The 17,855-nt window shown below is 68.1% G+C and carries 18 protein-coding genes; 7 read left to right on the top strand and 11 right to left on the bottom strand.

Annotation, left to right across the window (positions count from 1 at the left end; all coding sequences use genetic code 11):
• Window positions 1–10: 10 nt before the first annotated feature.
• From ACZ45O_RS16660 to ACZ45O_RS16615, 10 genes are all read right to left on the bottom strand, one after another.
• Window positions 11–742, bottom strand: a complete 732-nt coding sequence (locus ACZ45O_RS16660; RefSeq protein ID WP_464854536.1) for a 16S rRNA (uracil(1498)-N(3))-methyltransferase — start codon at window positions 740–742, stop codon at window positions 11–13.
• Window positions 739–1,653 (bottom strand): 50S ribosomal protein L11 methyltransferase, encoded by a 915-nt coding sequence (gene prmA, locus ACZ45O_RS16655; protein WP_464854535.1) that lies wholly within the window; start codon window positions 1,651–1,653, stop codon window positions 739–741. Before prmA ends, ACZ45O_RS16660 begins: the two co-directional genes overlap by 4 nt.
• 14 nt (window positions 1,654–1,667) lie before the next feature.
• Complete coding sequence (locus ACZ45O_RS16650) at window positions 1,668–2,471, bottom strand: LolA-like protein (protein WP_464854534.1); 804 nt, start codon at window positions 2,469–2,471, stop codon at window positions 1,668–1,670.
• Window positions 2,472–2,551: 80 nt separating this feature from the next.
• On the bottom strand, window positions 2,552–3,700 hold the full coding sequence (dnaJ, locus tag ACZ45O_RS16645; RefSeq protein ID WP_464857818.1) for a molecular chaperone DnaJ: 1,149 nt from the start codon (window positions 3,698–3,700) through the stop codon (window positions 2,552–2,554).
• A 109-nt stretch (window positions 3,701–3,809) separates the two neighbouring features.
• Window positions 3,810–5,645, bottom strand: coding sequence for a molecular chaperone DnaK (gene dnaK, locus ACZ45O_RS16640; RefSeq protein WP_464854533.1), 1,836 nt, complete (start codon window positions 5,643–5,645; stop codon window positions 3,810–3,812).
• Window positions 5,646–5,679: 34 nt separating this feature from the next.
• Complete coding sequence (gene grpE / locus ACZ45O_RS16635) at window positions 5,680–6,339, bottom strand: nucleotide exchange factor GrpE (RefSeq protein WP_464854532.1); 660 nt, start codon at window positions 6,337–6,339, stop codon at window positions 5,680–5,682.
• Between the two features lie 152 nt (window positions 6,340–6,491).
• Window positions 6,492–7,517, bottom strand: a complete 1,026-nt coding sequence (gene hrcA, locus ACZ45O_RS16630) for a heat-inducible transcriptional repressor HrcA (protein ID WP_464854531.1) — start codon at window positions 7,515–7,517, stop codon at window positions 6,492–6,494.
• A 196-nt stretch (window positions 7,518–7,713) separates the two neighbouring features.
• The gene (gene guaA / locus ACZ45O_RS16625; protein WP_464854530.1) at window positions 7,714–8,973 is read right to left on the bottom strand and encodes a glutamine-hydrolyzing GMP synthase; all 1,260 of its coding nucleotides are present in this window, start codon (window positions 8,971–8,973) and stop codon (window positions 7,714–7,716) included.
• 28 nt (window positions 8,974–9,001) lie between these two features.
• On the bottom strand, window positions 9,002–9,541 hold the full coding sequence (hpt, locus tag ACZ45O_RS16620; protein ID WP_464854529.1) for a hypoxanthine phosphoribosyltransferase: 540 nt from the start codon (window positions 9,539–9,541) through the stop codon (window positions 9,002–9,004).
• A 138-nt stretch (window positions 9,542–9,679) separates the two neighbouring features.
• Entirely contained in the window at window positions 9,680–10,297 is a 618-nt protein-coding gene (locus ACZ45O_RS16615) for a DUF1256 domain-containing protein (protein ID WP_464854528.1), read from the bottom strand.
• An 82-nt stretch (window positions 10,298–10,379) separates the two neighbouring features.
• Between ACZ45O_RS16615 and ACZ45O_RS16610 the strand changes: the two genes are divergently transcribed.
• A complete protein-coding gene (locus ACZ45O_RS16610; protein ID WP_464854527.1) occupies window positions 10,380–11,435 on the top strand; it encodes an FUSC family protein in 1,056 nt (351 codons plus the stop codon).
• 27 nt (window positions 11,436–11,462) lie between these two features.
• Here ACZ45O_RS16610 and ACZ45O_RS16605 read toward each other — a convergent pair whose 3' ends face one another.
• Window positions 11,463–11,930: a hypothetical protein gene (locus ACZ45O_RS16605; protein WP_464854526.1), complete on the bottom strand. Its 468-nt coding sequence runs from the start codon at window positions 11,928–11,930 to the stop codon at window positions 11,463–11,465.
• A gap of 265 nt (window positions 11,931–12,195) precedes the next feature.
• Here ACZ45O_RS16605 and ACZ45O_RS16600 point away from each other — a divergent pair, with 265 nt between their 5' ends.
• The 6 genes from ACZ45O_RS16600 (at window position 12,196) to ACZ45O_RS16575 (ending at window position 17,834) form a co-directional block, all read left to right on the top strand.
• Window positions 12,196–12,654, top strand: a complete 459-nt coding sequence (locus tag ACZ45O_RS16600; protein ID WP_464854525.1) for an NUDIX hydrolase — start codon at window positions 12,196–12,198, stop codon at window positions 12,652–12,654.
• A 6-nt stretch (window positions 12,655–12,660) separates the two neighbouring features.
• The gene (locus ACZ45O_RS16595) at window positions 12,661–13,551 is read left to right on the top strand and encodes a hypothetical protein (protein WP_464854524.1); all 891 of its coding nucleotides are present in this window, start codon (window positions 12,661–12,663) and stop codon (window positions 13,549–13,551) included.
• Between the two features lie 22 nt (window positions 13,552–13,573).
• Window positions 13,574–14,179, top strand: a complete 606-nt coding sequence (gene mobA / locus ACZ45O_RS16590; RefSeq protein ID WP_464854523.1) for a molybdenum cofactor guanylyltransferase — start codon at window positions 13,574–13,576, stop codon at window positions 14,177–14,179.
• 5 nt (window positions 14,180–14,184) lie between these two features.
• Window positions 14,185–16,116 carry a GAF domain-containing sensor histidine kinase gene (locus ACZ45O_RS16585; RefSeq protein ID WP_464854522.1) on the top strand — a complete coding sequence of 644 codons (1,932 nt, stop codon included), beginning with the start codon at window positions 14,185–14,187 and terminating at the stop codon, window positions 16,114–16,116.
• Window positions 16,113–16,748, top strand: coding sequence for a response regulator (locus ACZ45O_RS16580; protein WP_464854521.1), 636 nt, complete (start codon window positions 16,113–16,115; stop codon window positions 16,746–16,748). Before ACZ45O_RS16585 ends, ACZ45O_RS16580 begins: the two co-directional genes overlap by 4 nt.
• Window positions 16,749–17,108: 360 nt before the next feature.
• Window positions 17,109–17,834, top strand: coding sequence for an amino acid ABC transporter ATP-binding protein (locus ACZ45O_RS16575; RefSeq protein WP_464854520.1), 726 nt, complete (start codon window positions 17,109–17,111; stop codon window positions 17,832–17,834).
• Window positions 17,835–17,855: the final 21 nt, after the last annotated feature.

Raw genomic sequence — 17,855 nt, 5'->3', positions numbered from 1 at the left:
CCCCGGCGCTTCAGTCCCACTCCCCGCGGGCGTAGAGAATCGCGGCGACCGCCGCCAGCGGCGCGGTCTCCGTGCGCAGGATGCGGGGGCCGAGGGTGACGGGGATCGCGCCGGCCTGGCGGGCCAGCTCCACCTCTTCGGCGGTGAGGCCCCCCTCGGGGCCGATGAAGAGCGCGTAGGCCATGGCCCCGGGGCGGGACTCCAGCACCGCCTTCAAAGGCTGCCCCCCGCCCTCCCAGGGCACCAGGGCCAGGTCGAATTCAGGGATGCGGGCCACGGCCTGCTTCCACGTCTGCGGCGGGGCGACCGAGGGCACGGCCCCTCGGCGCGACTGCTCCGCCGCTTCGCGCGCGATCCGCTGCCAGCGCTCCGTCCGCTGGGCCGCCTTGCGCGCGTCCAGCTTCACCACGCTGCGCGCCGCGGCGACGGCGACGAACTCCGTGATGCCCAGCTCGGTGCCGTGCTGGATCACCGCCTCCATCTTCTCGCCCTTCGCGAGGGCCTGAAAGAGCGTGATGCGGATGGCCGGCTCGCCCGCGGCGGGCTGCGCCGCGGTGATGCGCCCGACGGCCAGGCCGTCCTCCACCCGGTCAAGCACGCAGTCGTAGGCCATGCCCCCGGCCAGCGCCACGAACGGCGCCCCCGGGGCGGCCCTGAGCACCCGCAGCAGGTGGTGCGAGTCGGCGCGCGGCAGCACCACCTCGTCGCCCTCCACCCGCTCCAGGAAGAACCGCGGGCTCATGGCTTCATCGCCAGGATGGCCACCCAGCCATCCTGCTCACGCACCCCGACGGGCAGAAGCCACGCCTGGGTCATGGCCTCGGCAACGGCATCCTTCTTTTCCAGGATGATGCCCGAGGCCAGGAACCTGCCGCCCGGCTTCAGCCGCTCCACCACATCGGGCAGGATGTCGATGACGACCGACGCGATGATGTTGGCCACGATGAGGTCCGCCTCCCCCTCCGGCACTTGGTCGAGCGTCGCCCGGCGGACATCGATGGCCACCTGGTTCTGCCGGGCGTTCTCCTCCGCGGCCTCCACGGCCACGGGGTCCACATCGATGGCCAGCACCTCCCCGGCCCCGAGACGTTTGGCCGCCACGGCCAGGATGCCTGATCCGGTGCCCACATCGATCACCCGGCTGCCGGGCTGTACCAGCCGCTCCATCCAGCGCAGGCAGAGCGCCGTGGTGGCATGGGTGCCCGTGCCGAACGCCATGCCCGGATCCACGTAAACGGGCACCTCGCCTGGCCCGGGCGTGTAGTCTTCCCAGGCGGGAACCACCACCAGCGCATCGCCCACCCGCATCGGCCTGAAGTAGGCCTTCCAGGCGTGCGCCCAGTCCTCCTCCTGCACCCAGCGGAACCGGGCCGGGTCAACCGTCCCCAGCCCCAGGGCCCGGATCTCATCCAGCCCCGCCTCCAGGCGCAGCCGCCGCTGCTCCAGATCGTCTGTCTCGGCCAGCCAGCCGGACACCGCCACCCACTCCGGGTCGCCCGGCTTGAGGTCGGTCATGTCCCAGCTGGACCGGTTCTGCTCCACGATGAGCGGGTCGTCCACCGCGTAGCCGCCGCCGGTGAGCGTCATGAGCAGGTGGCCCACGGCGTCGGCGGCGGCCCGCTGACAGCGAATGCTGACCTCCAGGTAACGCAAGGCGTTTCCTCCAATCACTTTCCCCCGCCGGCGGCCTGCCGCACCTCATCGGGCAGCGAGAGCGGATCCGACGCGGGGTAGGTCCAGTCGAGCTGGTAGTGGAAGCTGGAGCCGCCGGTGGCCGGGCGCTCCACCTGGATGGTGAAGCGGACCGGGCGCAGGCGCCACACATCCACCCACAGCCGGTAATCCACCTGTTCATCATGCCCGGGCGGCGCCACCTGCATGACCGCTGGGTCCAGATCCAGCGCGAGGACGGCCGTGATCACGCCGTCCAGCCGCTCCCGCCCCAGCAGTTCCGCCCGGCGCACGCCGGCGAGAAACGGGGCCGCCAGCTGCTCCGGCAGGAAGGCGGTAACGTCGGGCACGTCCGCGGTGGGCGCCAGGACCCAGGTGCCGCCCCGCCCCTGCCGCACGTACAGCTCCTCGCCCGACAGCCAGTACGCCAACGGGGTCCCGGCCTGCCCGCTGCCCACCTCGCCGTCCAGGTGCAGGACGAGCGGTTCCGCCTGGAACTCGCCGGCGAGCCGCGCGTGGGGGAAGAATCCGTCGGGCGAACTGCCCGTCACCTCCGCGCGGAAACTGTAGCGCTCCGCGCCGAGCAGGGCCTGTCCCGCCGCCTCCGCTACCTGGTCGGGCGTCAGGCTAGGCGTGCGGTCCAGAAACATGAGCGCGCCCCAGGCGCCCAGTCCGATCAGAAGGATGGCCAGGAAAAACCCGAGCCACCGCCGCATCCGCATCCGGCGCCGGGCCGGCGCCCAGGCCGCGGGCGGCAGCGTGGGGTCGAGCAGCGGATCCCGGCGGGCCAGCCGCGGCATCTTCGCATCTCCTCCTCAGTCGCCCCGGCGCAATGACAGCCGGGCCTCCCCCGCTCACAGGAGGAGGCCCGGCTGCCGCATCAGCGGCCGCCCAGGGCGTCCTTCATCTTCTCAAAGAATCCCTTTTCCTTCTGCTCCGTCATGCCGGCGACCTTCTCACCCCGCAGCGCGGCCAGCTCCATGAGCAGCTCGCGCTCCCGCTCGGAGAGGCGCCCCGGCGTCTTCACGTTGATGACCACGTGCAGATCGCCCCGGCCGGAGCCCCGCAGCCGGCTGGTCCCCTTGCCCCTGAGCCGGATCGTGTCGCCGGGCTGCGTGCCCTCGGGGATCTTGATGGTCTCGGGGCCGTCCAGCGTCGGCACCTCGATTTCGGTGCCCAGCGCGGCCTGGATGAAGGAGATCTCGGTGTTGGTAAACAGGTCGTCGCCCTCGCGCCGGAACCGCCGGTCGGGGCGCACCCGCATGACGATGAAGAGGTCTCCCGGCGGGCCGCCGCGCTCGCCGGCCTCGCCGTAGCCCGGCATGCGCAGGCGCGTGCCCGTGTCCACGCCTCCGGGCACCTTGACCTCCACGCGCTGGGTCTTCTGCACCCGCCCTCTTCCGCGGCAGGTGGGGCAGGGCGATTCGATGATCCTGCCCTCGCCGCGGCACCGGTCGCAGGTGGTCACGTTGACGAACCGCCCGAAGACGGTGTGCTGCGTCATCTGGATCTGACCGGTTCCCCGGCACTTCGGACAGGTCACCGGCTGGGTTCCGGGCCGTGCGCCGGAGCCGTGGCAGGTGTCGCATTCCTCGGTGCGGGGCACGCGCAGTTCCTTCGTGCACCCGAAGGCCGCTTCCGCGAGGGTCAGTTCCAGGGTGTACTCCAGATCGGCGCCCCGGACCGGCCCGCGGGGGCGCTGCTGCCGACCGCCGCCGAAGAACATCTCGAAGATGTCGCCGAATCCCCCGAAATCGCCGAAGCCGCCGAAGCCCTCGAAGGGGTTGCCGCCGGCCCCGCCCATCTGCTCGCCCATGTGGCCAAACTGGTCGTAGCGGGCGCGCTTTTCGGGGTCGGAGAGGACCTGGTAGGCCTCGTTGATCTCCTTGAACTTCTCGGCCGCATCGGGGTCGTCCTTGTTGGCGTCAGGGTGGTACTTGCGGGCGAGGGCGCGAAAGGCCTTCTTGATCTCGGCCTCGGTGGCGTTGCGGGGAACGCCCAGTACCTCGTAATAGTCACGCTTGGCCAGTCGGTCCACCCCCCTACTCCTTAGAAATTACCACCTGGTAGGGCCCGGGGCAAGTGACAGGAGGGGGGCTTTCAAGCGGCCCCCCTCCCGGAGACTCATGCCGTCAGACCTACTTGTCTTCGTCCTTCACGGTGAAGTCGGCATCCATGTGCGGCGTGTCGCCGGAACCGGCGGCGCCCGCCTGTGCACCCGCATCCGCGCCGGCGGTGCCGGTCTTCTCGTAGATGGCCGACGAGAGCTTGTAGACCGCCTCGGTCAGCTTCTCGGTCGCCTGCTTGATCGCCTCGACGTCGGTCCCCTTCAGGGCCTCCTTCACCGGCTCGACCGCGTTCTTCACCTCGTCGATGAGCGCCTGGTCGATGCCCTTGCCCTCGGAGTCCTTGATGAGCTTCTCCGCATTGTACACGGCGGAGTCCGCGTTGTTGCGGATCTCGGCCTCCTCGCGGCGCTTCTTGTCCTCGGCCGCCATGGCCTCGGCTTCCTTGATCGCCTTCTCGATCTCCTCCTTGGACATGGAGGTCTGCGACTGAATGGTGATCTTCTGCTCCTTGCCCGTGCCGAGGTCCTTGGCCGAGACGTGCACAATGCCGTTCACGTCGATGTCGAACGTGACCTCGATCTTCGGCACGCCCCGCGGCGCGGGCGGGATGCCGTCGAGGATGAACCGGCCCAGGGTCTTGTTGTAGGCGGCCATCTCGCGCTCGCCCTGGAGCACGTGGATCTCCACCTGGGTCTGGCCGTCCGCGGCGGTGGAGAAGATCTGGCTCTTCTTGGTGGGAATCGTGGTGTTGCGCTCGATCAGCTTGGTGAACACGCCGCCCAGGGTCTCAATGCCCAGCGACAGCGGCGTGACGTCCAGCAGGAGGACGTCCTTCACATCGCCCTTGATGACGCCGGCCTGGATGGCCGCGCCCATCGCGACGACCTCGTCGGGGTTGATGCCCTTGTACGGCTCCTTGCCGAAGAAGCGGCGCACCGCCTCCTGAACGGCCGGGATGCGGGTGGAGCCGCCCACCAGCAGCACCTTGTCGACCTCGCCCGGCTCGATGCCGGCGTCCTTCAGGGCCTGGCGGGTGGGGCCCATGGTCGCCTCCACGAGGTCCGCGGTCAGCTCCTCGAACTTCGCCCGGGTGATGGCCTCATCCAGGTGAACCGGGCCGTCGCTGGTCATGGAGATGAACGGCAGGTTGATGTTGGTGGTCGTGACCGAAGAAAGCTCGATCTTGGCCTTCTCAGCGGCCTCCCGCAGCCGCTGCAGGGCCTGCTTATCCTTGCGCAGGTCGATGCCGTGCTCCCGCTGGAAGCGGTCGGCCACGTAGTTCACGATGCGCTCGTCGAAGTCGTCGCCGCCCAGCTTGTTGTTGCCGGCGGTGGCGATGACCTGGAAAGTCCCGCCGCCCAGCTCCAGCAGCGAGACGTCGAACGTGCCGCCGCCCAGGTCGAAGACCAGAATCCGCTGGTCCTCCTCCTTGTCCAGGCCGTAGGCCAGCGCGGCGGCCGTCGGCTCGTTGATGATGCGCAGAACCTCCAGCCCGGCGATGGTGCCGGCGTCCTTCGTCGCCTGCCGCTGGGCGTCCGTGAAGTAAGCGGGCACCGTGATGACGGCCTGGGTGACCTTCTCGCCCAGCTTCTCCTCGGCGTCCTGCTTCAGCTTCGAGAGGATCATCGCCGAGATCTCCTGGGGCGTGTAGGACTTGTCGTCGATGCGGACCTTCATATCGCTGCCCATCTCGCGCTTGATCGAGATGATGGTGCGATCCGGGTTGGTGATGGCCTGCCGCTTGGCCACCTTGCCCACCAGCCGCTCGCCGGTCTTGCTGAACGCGACGACGGACGGGGTGGTCCGGTCACCCTCCATGTTCTCCAGAACCGTCGGTTCGCCACCTTCCATGACGGCCACCACCGAGTTGGTGGTGCCGAGGTCAATGCCGATCACCTTGGCCATGTGCCGAAAAGCCTCCTCATAACCAGTCTGCCCGCTAACTTCGGGTGTTTACCTTCACCATGCTCGCGCGGATGACCCGGTCGCCAAGCTTGTAGCCCTTCCGGAACTCCTCCAGCACGATGCCGTCTTCCTGCTCGGGGTCCTCGTGGGTCATCACGGCCTCGTGCAGGTGCGGGTCGAACGGCTGTCCGACCGCCTCAATCGGCGTCACGCCTTCCTTGGCCAGGATTTCGAGAAACGACCGGGCCGTCAGCTCGACACCCTGGCGCAGACGTTCATCGCCGGGATTGGGCGGCGTCGCCAGAGCTCTTTCCAGATTGTCGAGCACGGGCAGGAGGTTGACGATGAGCCGCTGTGTACCGTACTGCGCAATCTCCTCTTTCTCCCGCTGCATCCGGCGCCGGTAGTTCTCGAAATCGGCCTGCAGCCGAATGAGGCGATCCGTGAGTTCGGCCACCCGATCCGGCTCCTCTTCCACCTCGTCCGCAGCCGGCTCAGCTTCCGGCGCCGGCTCATCGCCGGACGCCCGCTCCTCAACAGTCTGAGCAGCAGCCGCCTCCGCCTCCGGCGCGGTGCGCTCCCCGCCGCCTTCCGCTGCGGGGTCTGCTGCCTGTGCCGGCTCCGTCTCAGGCGTGTCGGTCTGCTGCTCCGGGGGTGTCTCTGTCGTGGGGGTCTTCTTTACATCCTCCGCCACTCTTGCCGGTCACCTCTTCTCTCTTGTTAGCACTCTCAACACCTGAGTGCTAACGCATCCACAAATGAACATAGCACCCACCTGTACCCGTGTCAAGTCCCGCCACGGGCGCGAAAACGCCCGGGGACCATCCTTCCCCGGGCCCTGCGAACCTAGAAGCGCCGGTTCAGTTCGCTGACGTAGGATGCGATCGCGTTGAGGATCGCAACCACCTTCGGGTACTCCATGCGCCTGGGGCCGATGACGCCCATCTTGCCGATGATCTCGTCGCCCAGCCGGTAGGTGGCGGTCACGATCGAGCAGTCAGCCAGCTCACGCAGGCGGATCTCCTCGCCGATCTGGATCTCCACCCCCTCCGTCTCCTTATCGACGCCGATGACGGTGGCCACCGCATCCTCCTGCTCCAGGAAGGAGAGGACGCCGCGCAGCTTCTCCACGTCGCGGAACTCCGGCTGGTCCAGCATGCGGGTGGTTCCGCCCAGGTAGAGCCGGTGGCGCTCGCCGGGCTCCAGGCGCTGCTCCAGGAAGTAGAGCGCCTGCTCCAGGAGGGAGCCGTACCGGGAAAGCTCGCGCTGCAGCGCCTGCAGCACCGTCCTGGGGAGTGTGTCCATCCGGTGGCCCCGCAGCTGCTCGTTCAGGATCTCCGCGACCTGCTGGAACTCCAGCATGGTCACCTCGACCGGGACCTCCACCACCTGGTTTTCCACCAGGCCGCGATCGGTGATATAAATGAGCAGGGCGCGGTCCCTGCCCAGCGGCACCAGGCGGATTTCCTTGAAAACGGCCTTCTCGAACTGCGGGCCGGAGATCACCGCCGTGAGTTGGGTGGTATCGGAGAGCAGCCGCGCGGTCTCGCGGATCAGGGTGTCGACCTCGCGGATCTTGCGCTGGAAGGTCTGGCGAATGCGTTCGTGCTCGGCGGGGCTGATGGAGCGCTCGGGCATGAGGCAGTCGACGTAATAGCGATAGCCGAGATCCGAGGGAACGCGTCCGGCCGACGTGTGCGGCTGTTCCAGGTAACCCATGTCCTCGAGATCCGACATCTCGTTACGGATGGTAGCCGGGCTGACACCCAGGTTGTACTTGCGCGCGATCGTCCGTGACCCGACCGGTTCCGCCGTTGCGACATAGTCTTCGACAATGGCCTGCAGTACCTTATTCTTGCGGTCATCAATCACGGGGTGTCACCTCCGCATGACCCCGGAACCACTGACCATACGGGCGTTGACCTCGGTTAGCAGTCAACGCCCGAGAGTGCTAACGCGCTCAGCTTGAAAATAGCATCAAACGTTCGGGCAGTCAAGGGGATCGGGGCCCGCGGGGCGCAGGCAAAAAGAGCCGGGGGCCTCGCCCCGGCTCTTTCCCCATGCTGCATTACTCCCACTCGATGGTGCCCGGCGGCTTCGGGGTCATGTCGTACACGACCCGGTTGACGTGGGCCACCTCGCGCACGATCCGGCTGGTGATGCGCTCGAGCACCTCCCAGGGGAAGCGGTAGAAGTCTGCGGTCAGGCCGTCCGCCGAGGTCACCGCCCGCAGAACGATGGGGTAGGCGTACGTCCGCTCGTCGCCCTGCACGCCGACGCTGCGCACATCCGGCAGCACGGCAAACGCCTGCCAGATCTTATCGTACAGGCCGGCCCGGCGAATCTCTTCGATATAAATCTGGTCAGCCTCCCGCAGGATGTCCAGCTTCTCGGGCGTGACCTCGCCCAGCACCCGGATCGCCAGGCCAGGGCCCGGGAAGGGATGGCGGCCCACAATCTCCTCGGGCACGCCCAGCGCGCGGCCCACGGCCCGCACCTCGTCCTTGAACAGCTCCCGGAAGGGTTCGATGAGCTGAAACTGCATGTCCTCCGGCAGTCCGCCGACGTTGTGGCGCGACTTGATCACCTGGGAGGCGCCCGTGCCCGACTCCAGGACGTCGGTGTACACCGTGCCCTGCACCAGGAAGTCGATCTGGCCCAGCTTGCGGGCCTCGTCCTCAAAGACGCGGATGAACTCGTTGCCGATGATCTTGCGCTTCCGCTCAGGATCCGTCACACCCCGCAGCTTGCTGAGGAAGCGTTCGGAGGCGTCCACGTGCACCAGCCTGATGTGGAAGCGGTCCCGGAAGGTGCGCACCACCTGCTCGGCCTCGCCCTTGCGCAGAAGACCGTGATCGACGAAGATGCAGGTGAGCTGCTCCCCGATGGCCCGGTGAACCAGCACCGCCGCCACCGAGGAGTCCACGCCGCCCGAGAGGGCGCAGAGCACCTTGCCGCCGCCGACGCGCCGGCGGATGGCCTCCACCTGGTCGGCGATGAACGACTCGGTCGTCCAGGTCGCCTCACAGCCGGCCACATTGAAGAGGAAGTCCTCCAGCAGGGTGCGACCCTGCTCGGTGTCTGCCGCCTCGGGGCGGAACTGCTGGCCGGGGCCGAGCACCGGGATGCCCAGCTCCAGCACGGCGGGGTCCCCGGGCGCGGCGCAGAGGATGATGCCCGCGACATTGGCCTCGCGGTAGCGCGCCGCGGGCGCGCCGACCGGCCAGACCTCACAGTAGACCTGCCGCTCCCTGACCAGGCGGGCGATGAGCTGCCCGTACCGGCCGCCGGAATCCACTACGACGATGCGTCTGCGATCCTGCGCCATGTTGCTTCCCCTTTCACTGCGGCTCCGATCAGTCACGGTAGATCTCCGGTTTCAGAATGCAGATGTCGCGCAGGTTCCGGTACTTCTCGGCGTAGTCCAGCCCGTTGCCGACCACGAAGAAGTCCGGCACCTCGAAACCCAGGTAGTCGATCTTCACATCCACCTTGCGCCGGGACGGCTTGTCCAGCAAGGCGGCCACGCTCAGCGAGGCCGGCCCTCGCTGAGACAGGTACTCCTTCAGGAACTTGATCGTCAGCCCCGTGTCAACGATGTCCTCAACGATCAGGACGTGGCGCCCCTGCAGGGTATAGTCGAGGTCCAGCAGAACCCGGTGTACGCCGGTGCTCTTGGTGGCGGCGCCATAGGAAGTGATCCGCATGAAGTCCAGCTCTGCGGGAATCGTGATGGCCCGGAAGAGGTCGGAGCAGAAAAGGGCCGCGCCCTTCAAGATGCCGACCACGACCAGGTCCTTCCCCTTGAAGTCCTCGGAGATCTGCGCCCCCAGTTCCTGAATCTTTTCCCGAATCTCCGCCTCGCTGATGAGGATGCGCTCTATATCTTGCTGCACCGTCGCGATCTCCTCTCCTGCCCTGGGATGTCTTGTTTTGGCAACAGTCTACCCATCCTTCATAGCAGCGTCAAGGGCGCGCAAAAAGGGTTCGCCCCTGCCGGCGGCGAACCTTCGCACCATCGCGGGCGTCAATGGTCAGGCGAGCCCGGTCCGGGCCGCGGAGGGGCTGCGGAACAGCTCGCCCGACTCGTACGCCGCCCAGAACGCCATGAGTCCGTCGGCGATCACCTCCGCCATGCCCACGGTCTGGTCGAGGTCGGCGAACCAGATCATGAACGGGAAGTTGGCCATGCCGCCCATGATGTGCACGTGGCCCACCTGGGGCAGGACCTTCCCCATGGCTGCGCCCGGCGTCAGGGGGCCCCGGTTGAGCGTGATCCGCCCCGGCCGGCCCACGGCGGCGTCCACGGCGATAATGTACGGAAGCCGTTCGCGGCGCAGGGCGCGGGTCCACGCCTCGGAGAGCCGCTCCCGCAGGTTCGTGGCGTGCACGGGGTTTTCGAGGTCGCCCACGTGCTCGCCGCGGAAGCCCTTTCGCTTCAGAAACCAGCCGGTGAACGGCCCCAGGGAATCGCCCGTGGAGCTGGTGGCGCCCACCAGGAAGAAGACGGGAAAATGCCGCCCGGGCTGGGCCTGCGTCCGGAACTGCTCGGCGATGGCGGCCGCTAGGCGCTGCGGCGCCGACGGGTCCTGAAAGTGCACATCCAGGAGCGGCAGCGCCCCTGCGGCTGACCTGGGCAAGTCGCGGCTCACCGGCCCTCTCCTCCCTGTTTTTGCTATTTCATACTGTACCAGCTACTGCCTGTGATGTCAATCGCTGGATAGGTGATGGCGGATGGATCTGCCCCTGCGTGTGCTCCAGCCCTTCTTCGGCGCCCGCATCCTGAAGACAGGCGCCGCCGTCTTCCTGACCATGGCCCTCCTGCACGCGATGGGCTCTTCTTACGCGGCGTTCGGCGCCGTCGCGGCCGTGCTCGCCGTGCAGCCCTCCCTCAGCCAGGCCCGCAGCGCCTTCCTGCAGCAGCTGGTGGGCAACGCGGTAGCGGGGGCGGTGGCCACCCTACTGGGGCTCTGGCTGCCCGTGAACCCCCTCACCATGGCGCTGGGCGCGATCCTGGCCCTGGGGATCCTGGTGCGCCTCCGCCTGTCGGAGGCGGCAGGGCTGGCCGTGGTCGTGGTCCTGTTCGTCATGGACCGGCCCGAACACGATTTTCTCCGTTACACGCTGGCGCGCATGGGGACCATCGTCGTCGGGATGACAGTCGGCTTCCTGGTCAACCGGCTCATCCGGCCGCCCGACGCGCTCGGACGGGCGCGCGCCGAACTGGCGGAAGGGCACCGAAACCTGGACCGAAGCATCGACCGGCTGCTCCTCAGCCTCAGCCATCCGCAGGACTACCCCAGCGAGCAGGTGGGGCACGACGCGGACGCAGCCCGCAAGCACCTCTCGGTCGCCCGCACCCTGCTTGACCTGGGCGCGGCGGAGGGCCGGCCGGATCAGGCAGAGATGCTCCGGCAGGCCCACAGCGCGCTGGAGGCCTTTGTGGCCGCGCTTGCCGACATCCACCGCATCGCACTGGAGGTCGGCGGAATGGCCCACGGGCCGGAGCGGGAGGCGCTCACGGCGGCCGTGAAGGCGCTTCAGGAGTACAAGAGCGCCGTCCTCGCGGGGGTGCTTCAGGGCGCGGCGATCGACCCGGAGGCCGCCAGCCGCTGCGAGGCCGCGCTGGCCACCTTCGGCAGCCGCGTCGAGCAGCTGATCGACCGGCGGGACCGCCGGGAGTTCGGGCTGCAACTGCATCTCATCCTCGCTGAGATGCGTCATATGGTTTGGCGCCTCCGTCCCCTGGCCCGGCTCGCCGGAACAGGAGGACGGCAGGCGCCGCGGTAACCGGCCCTGCCGCCCCTCAAGTCTCCGCTATTGCACCAGACCGTACCCTGGGTAGAAACCGTAGGGGATGCCCACCATGCCGGGCGGGTACTGCTTGGCGAAACCGCCGCCGGGCACCTGGCCCCACCCGGGCCCCTTGCCGAACCCGCCCTTGCCGAAGGGCATACCACCCTTCCCGAAGGGCATGCCGCCCTTGCCGAAGGGCATCATCCCCTTATCGAAAGGCATCCCGCCATCGTCGTAGGGCATGCCCCCCTTCCCCCAGGGCATCGCCATCTGGCCGGAAGGCATGCCGCCCTTCCCATAGGGCATCCCCATCTTGCCGAAGGGCGTGCCGCCTTTCCCCCACGGCATCCCCGTCTTGCCGAAAGGCATTGCCTCCATCCCATACGGCATCTGCGTCTGGCCGAAGGGCATGACCGCCCTCTCATCCCATCCGTTCGAGCCGGGGGCGCTGCCCGGATACCCTGTGTTTTCGGTGGACCCATAGAACATCGGCTCAACCCCCCTTAATCACGTTATGAGCGGAACGCGCAGGCGGTGTCCGCGGGGCCGACCGACCGCCGCAGCGGCAGCCGCCGCCCTGGCGCCTGAAACCTGATGGCCGGGGCGCGAGCAACCCCCCGGCGTTCGACCCGCCGGGCGCAGGTTCGCCGCGGAAACGAGAACGCAGCATGTGGTTCACCTCACAGACCCAGCCTATGATCAATGCCATGCGGCGGACCCGAAAACGTGATGCCCGAAGGAGCGGTTCTCTGAGATGACGGCTGTGACTCGAGACTTCACCGTGGCCACCTTTGTCGTGCACGAGGGCAAGGTCCTCCTCCTGTGGCACCGGAAACTGGGCATGTGGCTGCCGCCGGGCGGCCATATCGAGCCCAACGAACTGCCGGATGAGGCGGCCGTGCGGGAGGTGCGGGAAGAGGCCGGGCTGGAGGTGCGGCTGATCTCGCCGCCGGCCCTGCCACCCATCCCGGGGCCCCGGCAGCTGGCCCGCCCCGAGGGCATCCAGCTGGAGCAAATCGCGCCGAGCCACGAGCACATCGACCTCATCTACTTCGCCCGCCCGGCCGACCCCGCGGCCGTCAGGCTCCACGCCAACGACGAGGTGGACCGGGTGGGCTGGTACGGCCCCGGCGAACTGGACGAGATTCCGCTGACCGCCGAGGTCAGGGCCTGGGTTCAGAAGGCGCTGGCCGCGGCCGCCGAACGGGAGTGAACACTGGTGCGCAGATTTCCCGCCGTGCCGGCCCTGGTACTGAGTATCCTGCTGATCCTGACGCTCCTGGCCGGGTGCGCCCGGGAAGAGCCCACGGCCGAGGCGGCTGCCGCCGGCGCGCGTCGCTTCATGGAGTCGCTGGCCGCCGGCGACCCGGGCGGGGTGTGGGCGCTGCTTTCCGAGGAGGCGCACCGCCGCATGGACGCCGACCAGGTTGCCGCCTACCTGACCGACCACGAGGTCGCGTTCGCGGGGATCGGCAGCGCCCGGGAGATCGAGCCCGGCGTGATGCGCGTGGCCGTAAGCGGCCTCACTGTCCGCGACCCCGGCCGGGCCGTGCACTGGCCCGAGTCGTGGCTCACCCTCCGCTGGGAGGAGGAACGCTGGGCGGTCGCCTGGGCCGCGCCGCTCTTCGAGCCCGCCATGACCGCCTACCACAACACCCGGTACCCGCAGCAGCTGGACCTGGCGCGCGACATCGTCGCCATTGATCCGTACCACTACCGCGGCCACCTGGAGCTCCACTATGCTTTTCGGGGCCTGGGGCGGCTCCGGCAGGCCGAATACGCCCTGAACACCGCCTGGGAGCGCGCCTCGGCGGCCCAGAAGGCCGATGTGATGGCGGCCCGGGCCCGGTTCAAGCTGGCGCTGGGCGCGCCGCAGGATGCCCTCGCCCACGCCCGGGAGGCGGTAGAGCTGGCCCGCCCCTACACGCCAGAGACCTACTCCGCGGCGTGGCAGGCCGAGACCCTGATCGTAGGCGCGCAGGCGGCCCTGGCCATGGGCGACGGCGAAGCGGTGGAGGAGCTGGTCAGCCGGGCCGCAGCCGCCGATCCGGAGAGCCCTGCCCTGGCGGTCTTCCGCCATCGGCTCGCCGCGGGCGGCCCTTCGCAGTGACGAACGCGAGGTGAGGTACTTGGTGGGTGTGAAACTGGAGGCCTGCGGCGTCATCCTGGCCGGCGGCCGCTCCAGCCGTATGGGCCGCAACAAGGCTCTGCTCACGCTGGGCGGGGAGCCCTTGATCCAGCGCCTGGCGCGGCGGTTCTCCGCCTGGTTTCCGCAGGTGGTCATTGTGACCAACAGCCCGGAGGAATACGCCTTCCTCGGGGTGCCCATGGTGAGCGACCGAGTTCCCGGCCTCGGGCCGCTGGCCGGCCTCGAAGCCGGCCTGCGCGCGAGCCGGTACCAATACGCGTTTTTCTGCGCGGTGGACATGCCGTTCATCAATGAGGCGCTGGTGCGCTTCATGGTGCAGTCGGCCCCCGGCTACGATATTGTTGTGCCGGTCGTCGGGGGCGAGTACGAGCCCATGCACGCCGTGTACGGCCGGGGGTGTCTGCCCAGCATCTCCCGCAACCTGGAAGCGCGGCGCCTGCGCCTGATCTCGGTCTTCGACGACGTGCGGGTGCGGGAGATCGCCGGGCCGGAGCTGGCGCGGTTCGGCGACCCGCAGCGCCTGTTCTTCAACTGCAACACGCCCGAGGAGCTGGACCGCGCGCGCCGCTGGTTGGAGGAGGAAGGTTGATTCCGTTGCAAAAGCCCAAAGCCCTGTGGATCTCGACGCTTTCGCTGGGGGTGCTGGCCGGCGCCGCCCTCATTCTGCCTCTGCAGATCCCGGCCAAGGGCGACCCGATGCCGCCGCTGGTCACGTCGCTGCTTCTGGCCGCGCTGATCGGCCTCCTGGTCTGGCTGACCCAGCCCTGGCGCGTGGCCATCCGCGGGGCCAGGGGCGACATCTCGATCTCCATGGCCATCGATGTGGCGGCCATGCTCCTCTTCCACCCCTACATTGCCGCCCTGGGCTCGGCGGCGGGCACCGCCTTCTACCACCTGGTCGGCGTGCCGTTCACCCGGCAGGTGCCCCGGGAGCAGCGCGTGCCCCGGGCCCTGATCCGCGGCGTGGTCACCTTCGCGGCGGTGGCCCTGGGCAGCTGGGCCGCGCGCATCATCCGCCCGGCGCCCGGCCCCATCGTCTTCACCGCGGACTGGCTGGCCATCTTCGCCGGCATCTCGATCCGCCTCCTGATCCGCATCATCTTCTACCCGCTGGGCATGGCGGCGCTGCGGGAGGGGCCGGTCTGGGCGTACCTGAAACGAGAGTGGGAGCGGCTCCCACTGGTTCCCTTCCTGCTGACCACCACGCTGGGGGGCACGGCCGCCCTGATCTTCCAGTACCAGCCGGCCGCCCTCGTCCTTCTCTTCGGGCCGCTGGCCTCCACCTGGGCCCTGTCGCAGGAGTTCCACCGGATGAACCGGCTGCTGGACACCTTGGAGGACAAGGTCGCCGACCGCACCGCCCGGCTGGCGCAGACGGTGACGGCGCTGGAGCGGCGCCTGGCCGAGTCGGAGGCCCTGCATGCCGTGGACGAGGCCATCAGCACCGCGATTCACCCGGACGAGGTGCTCACCGTGATCGCGCGCGAGTCCGTGCGGGTGACCGGGGGCTCGTCGGCCCTGATCAGCCTGCTCACGGCAGACGGGTCCCGCCAGTTCGTGCGGGCCACCTACGGCGCAGGGATGGAGGACTACGTCGGCCTGGAACTGCCCATGGAGGGAAACCTGACCAGCCTGGTGATCAAGACCGGGAAGCCCCACTTCTCGCGCCAGCCCGACCAGGACCCCCGGCTGAACCAGGACCTTGTGCGGTCCGGGCAGTGGCGCGACGTGATCGAGGCCCCCATCCGGACGAAGGACCGCACCCTGGGGGTGCTGGTGGTGGCCAGCCGGCAGCCCCGGCGGTTTGATGAGCAGCACCTGCGGCTGCTGACCCTGCTGGCCAACCAGGCCGGCCGGCTCATCGAGAACTCGGAGCTGCACGCCAAGGCGCGGGAGGTGGCGGTGCTCGAGGAGCGGAACCGGCTGGCGCGCGAGCTGCACGACTCGGTGACCCAGGTGCTGTTCGGGCTGACGCTGAACCTGGAGTCGGCGGTCGGCCTCATGGACAAGAAGCCGGAGAAGGTCAGGGGGCTGCTCACCCGCTCGAAGGAGATGGCCGGCGAGGCCCTGGCCGAGATGCGGTCGCTGATTTTCGAACTGCGGCCGGCGGCCCTGCAGGAGAAGGGGCTCGCCATGGCGCTCAGCAACCATATCAACCTGTTCCGGCGCCGGCACGGCGTCGAGGTCTCCCTGGCGCTCAGCGGAGACGAGCGGCTGAGCCCCGACGTGGAGTTCGCCCTCTACCGCGTGGCCCAGGAGGCGCTCAACAACGTGGCCAAGCACGCCAGAGCGCGCCACGTGCGGGTGAAGCTGGACCTCAGCCCCGAGGAGGCCCTGCTGGAAGTCTGCGATGACGGCGTCGGATTCGACCCCGGCGCTGGCGCGCGGGGCGAGTCATTCGGTATGATCGGAATGAGAGAGCGGGTGAGCGAAGTGAGGGGCTCCCTGGAGGTCAGATCCGCACCCGGCCAGGGGACCTGCATTCGAGCACGCATTCCCATAGCCTCCGGAGGTGACCCCCGTTGAACCCCATCCGAATCCTGATCTGCGATGACCACTTCATGGTCCGGCAGGGCCTCGCCACCTACTTCGAACTTCAGGACGACTTCGAGGTGGTCGGCGAGGCGGCCGACGGGCGCCAGGCGGTGGAGATGATCAAGTCGCTGAAGCCGGACGTGGTGCTGATGGACCTGATGATGCCGGAGCTGGACGGCCTCAGCGCCCTGCGGACCCTGAAGGGCACCGGCACCCGGGTGATCATGCTCACCTCATTCCTCGACCTGGAAAAGGCGATGGCCTGCATCGAGGAAGGGGCCCTGGGGTTCCTGACCAAGGACATCGAGCCCGCCGACCTGGTCGACGCCATCCGGGCCGTGCACCGGGGGGAGCCGCGGCTGCACCCCGAGGTGATGAAGCGGCTGATGATCCGCACGGCCCAGCCGCAGCAGCCCCGCAAGCGGGAGCTGCTTACGCCCCGTGAGCTGGACGTGCTGCGCGCCCTGGCCCACGGACTCACGAACCGAGAGATCGCCGAGAGACTGGTGATCAGCGAAACCACCGTGAAGACCCACATCTCGTCCATCCTGAGCAAGCTGCAGCTCACCGACCGCACCCAGGCGGCGCTGTGGGCCGTGCGGGAGGGGCTGGTGGACGACTGAGGCCTCCCCCTCCTACCCGGGAAGGAGGCGCGCGTCGTCCTCGTGGAGATGGCGAAGTCCCACCCTGCGCAGGATGCTAGAATGGGGATGGGGGCATATACTATGGGTGTGACCAGCAAATCCCCTGTCCCCCCATGTGAGAGAAACAGGACGCCTTGCGGGAGGCGTCCTGTTTCTTGTTGGCTTTCCTGCTCGCCCTGCCGAAAGGCGGGGCTCTTTTCTGTTAATCAGATATTCGGGTCTTGTCATGGTTTCTGATAGACAAAACAAATCACATGACACTTGCATTTTTGACCAATGCGCGACAGTATTAAGAATATAGCCCTTTGCGAGCCGGGGAAGAGGTGGTTAGCGGTCTCTATGATTCAGCTTATTAATGTAAACAAGCATTTTGGGCCCCTGCACGTGCTCGTAGACGTGGACCTGACCGTGAAGAGCGGCGAGAAACTGGTCGTCATCGGGCCGTCCGGTTCCGGGAAATCCACCCTGATCCGCTGCATGAACCTCCTGGAGCGGCCGACCAGCGGAACGGTCATCGTCGACGGCGTCGACATCACGGCCCCGGGCGCCCCCCTGACCAAGGTGCGACAGTCGGTGGCCATGGTGTTCCAGCAGTTTAACCTGTACCCGCACAAGACGGTGCTCGAGAACGTCACCATGGCGCCCATCCTGGTCAAGGGCATCCCCAGGGAGGAGGCCGAGGCCTCGGGCCTGGAGTTCCTTGACCGGGTCGGGCTCAAACACAAGGCCAACGCATACCCGTCGCAGCTCTCCGGTGGGCAGCAGCAGCGGGTAGCCATTGCCCGCGCCCTGAACATGCGCCCGAAGATCATGCTGTTCGACGAGCCCACCTCCGCCCTGGACCCCGAGATGGTGCAAGAGGTGCTGGATGTGATGATCGGCCTGTCGCAGGAGGGAATCACCATGGTGGTGGTCACCCACGAGATGGGCTTCGCGCGCGAGGTGGCCGACCGGGTCATCTTCATGGACGGCGGGCAGATCCTGGAGGAGGGGCCGCCTGAGCACTTCTTCGAGGCCCCCCGCCACGAGCGGACCAGGCTGTTCCTCAGCCGCATTCTGCGCTGATGACAGATAGAACAAGAACGA

The sequence above is a fragment of the Symbiobacterium turbinis genome (genome assembly GCF_055383075.1).
Note: the sequence above shows the minus strand (reverse complement) of the source record. Positions and strands in the feature narration are given on the sequence as shown.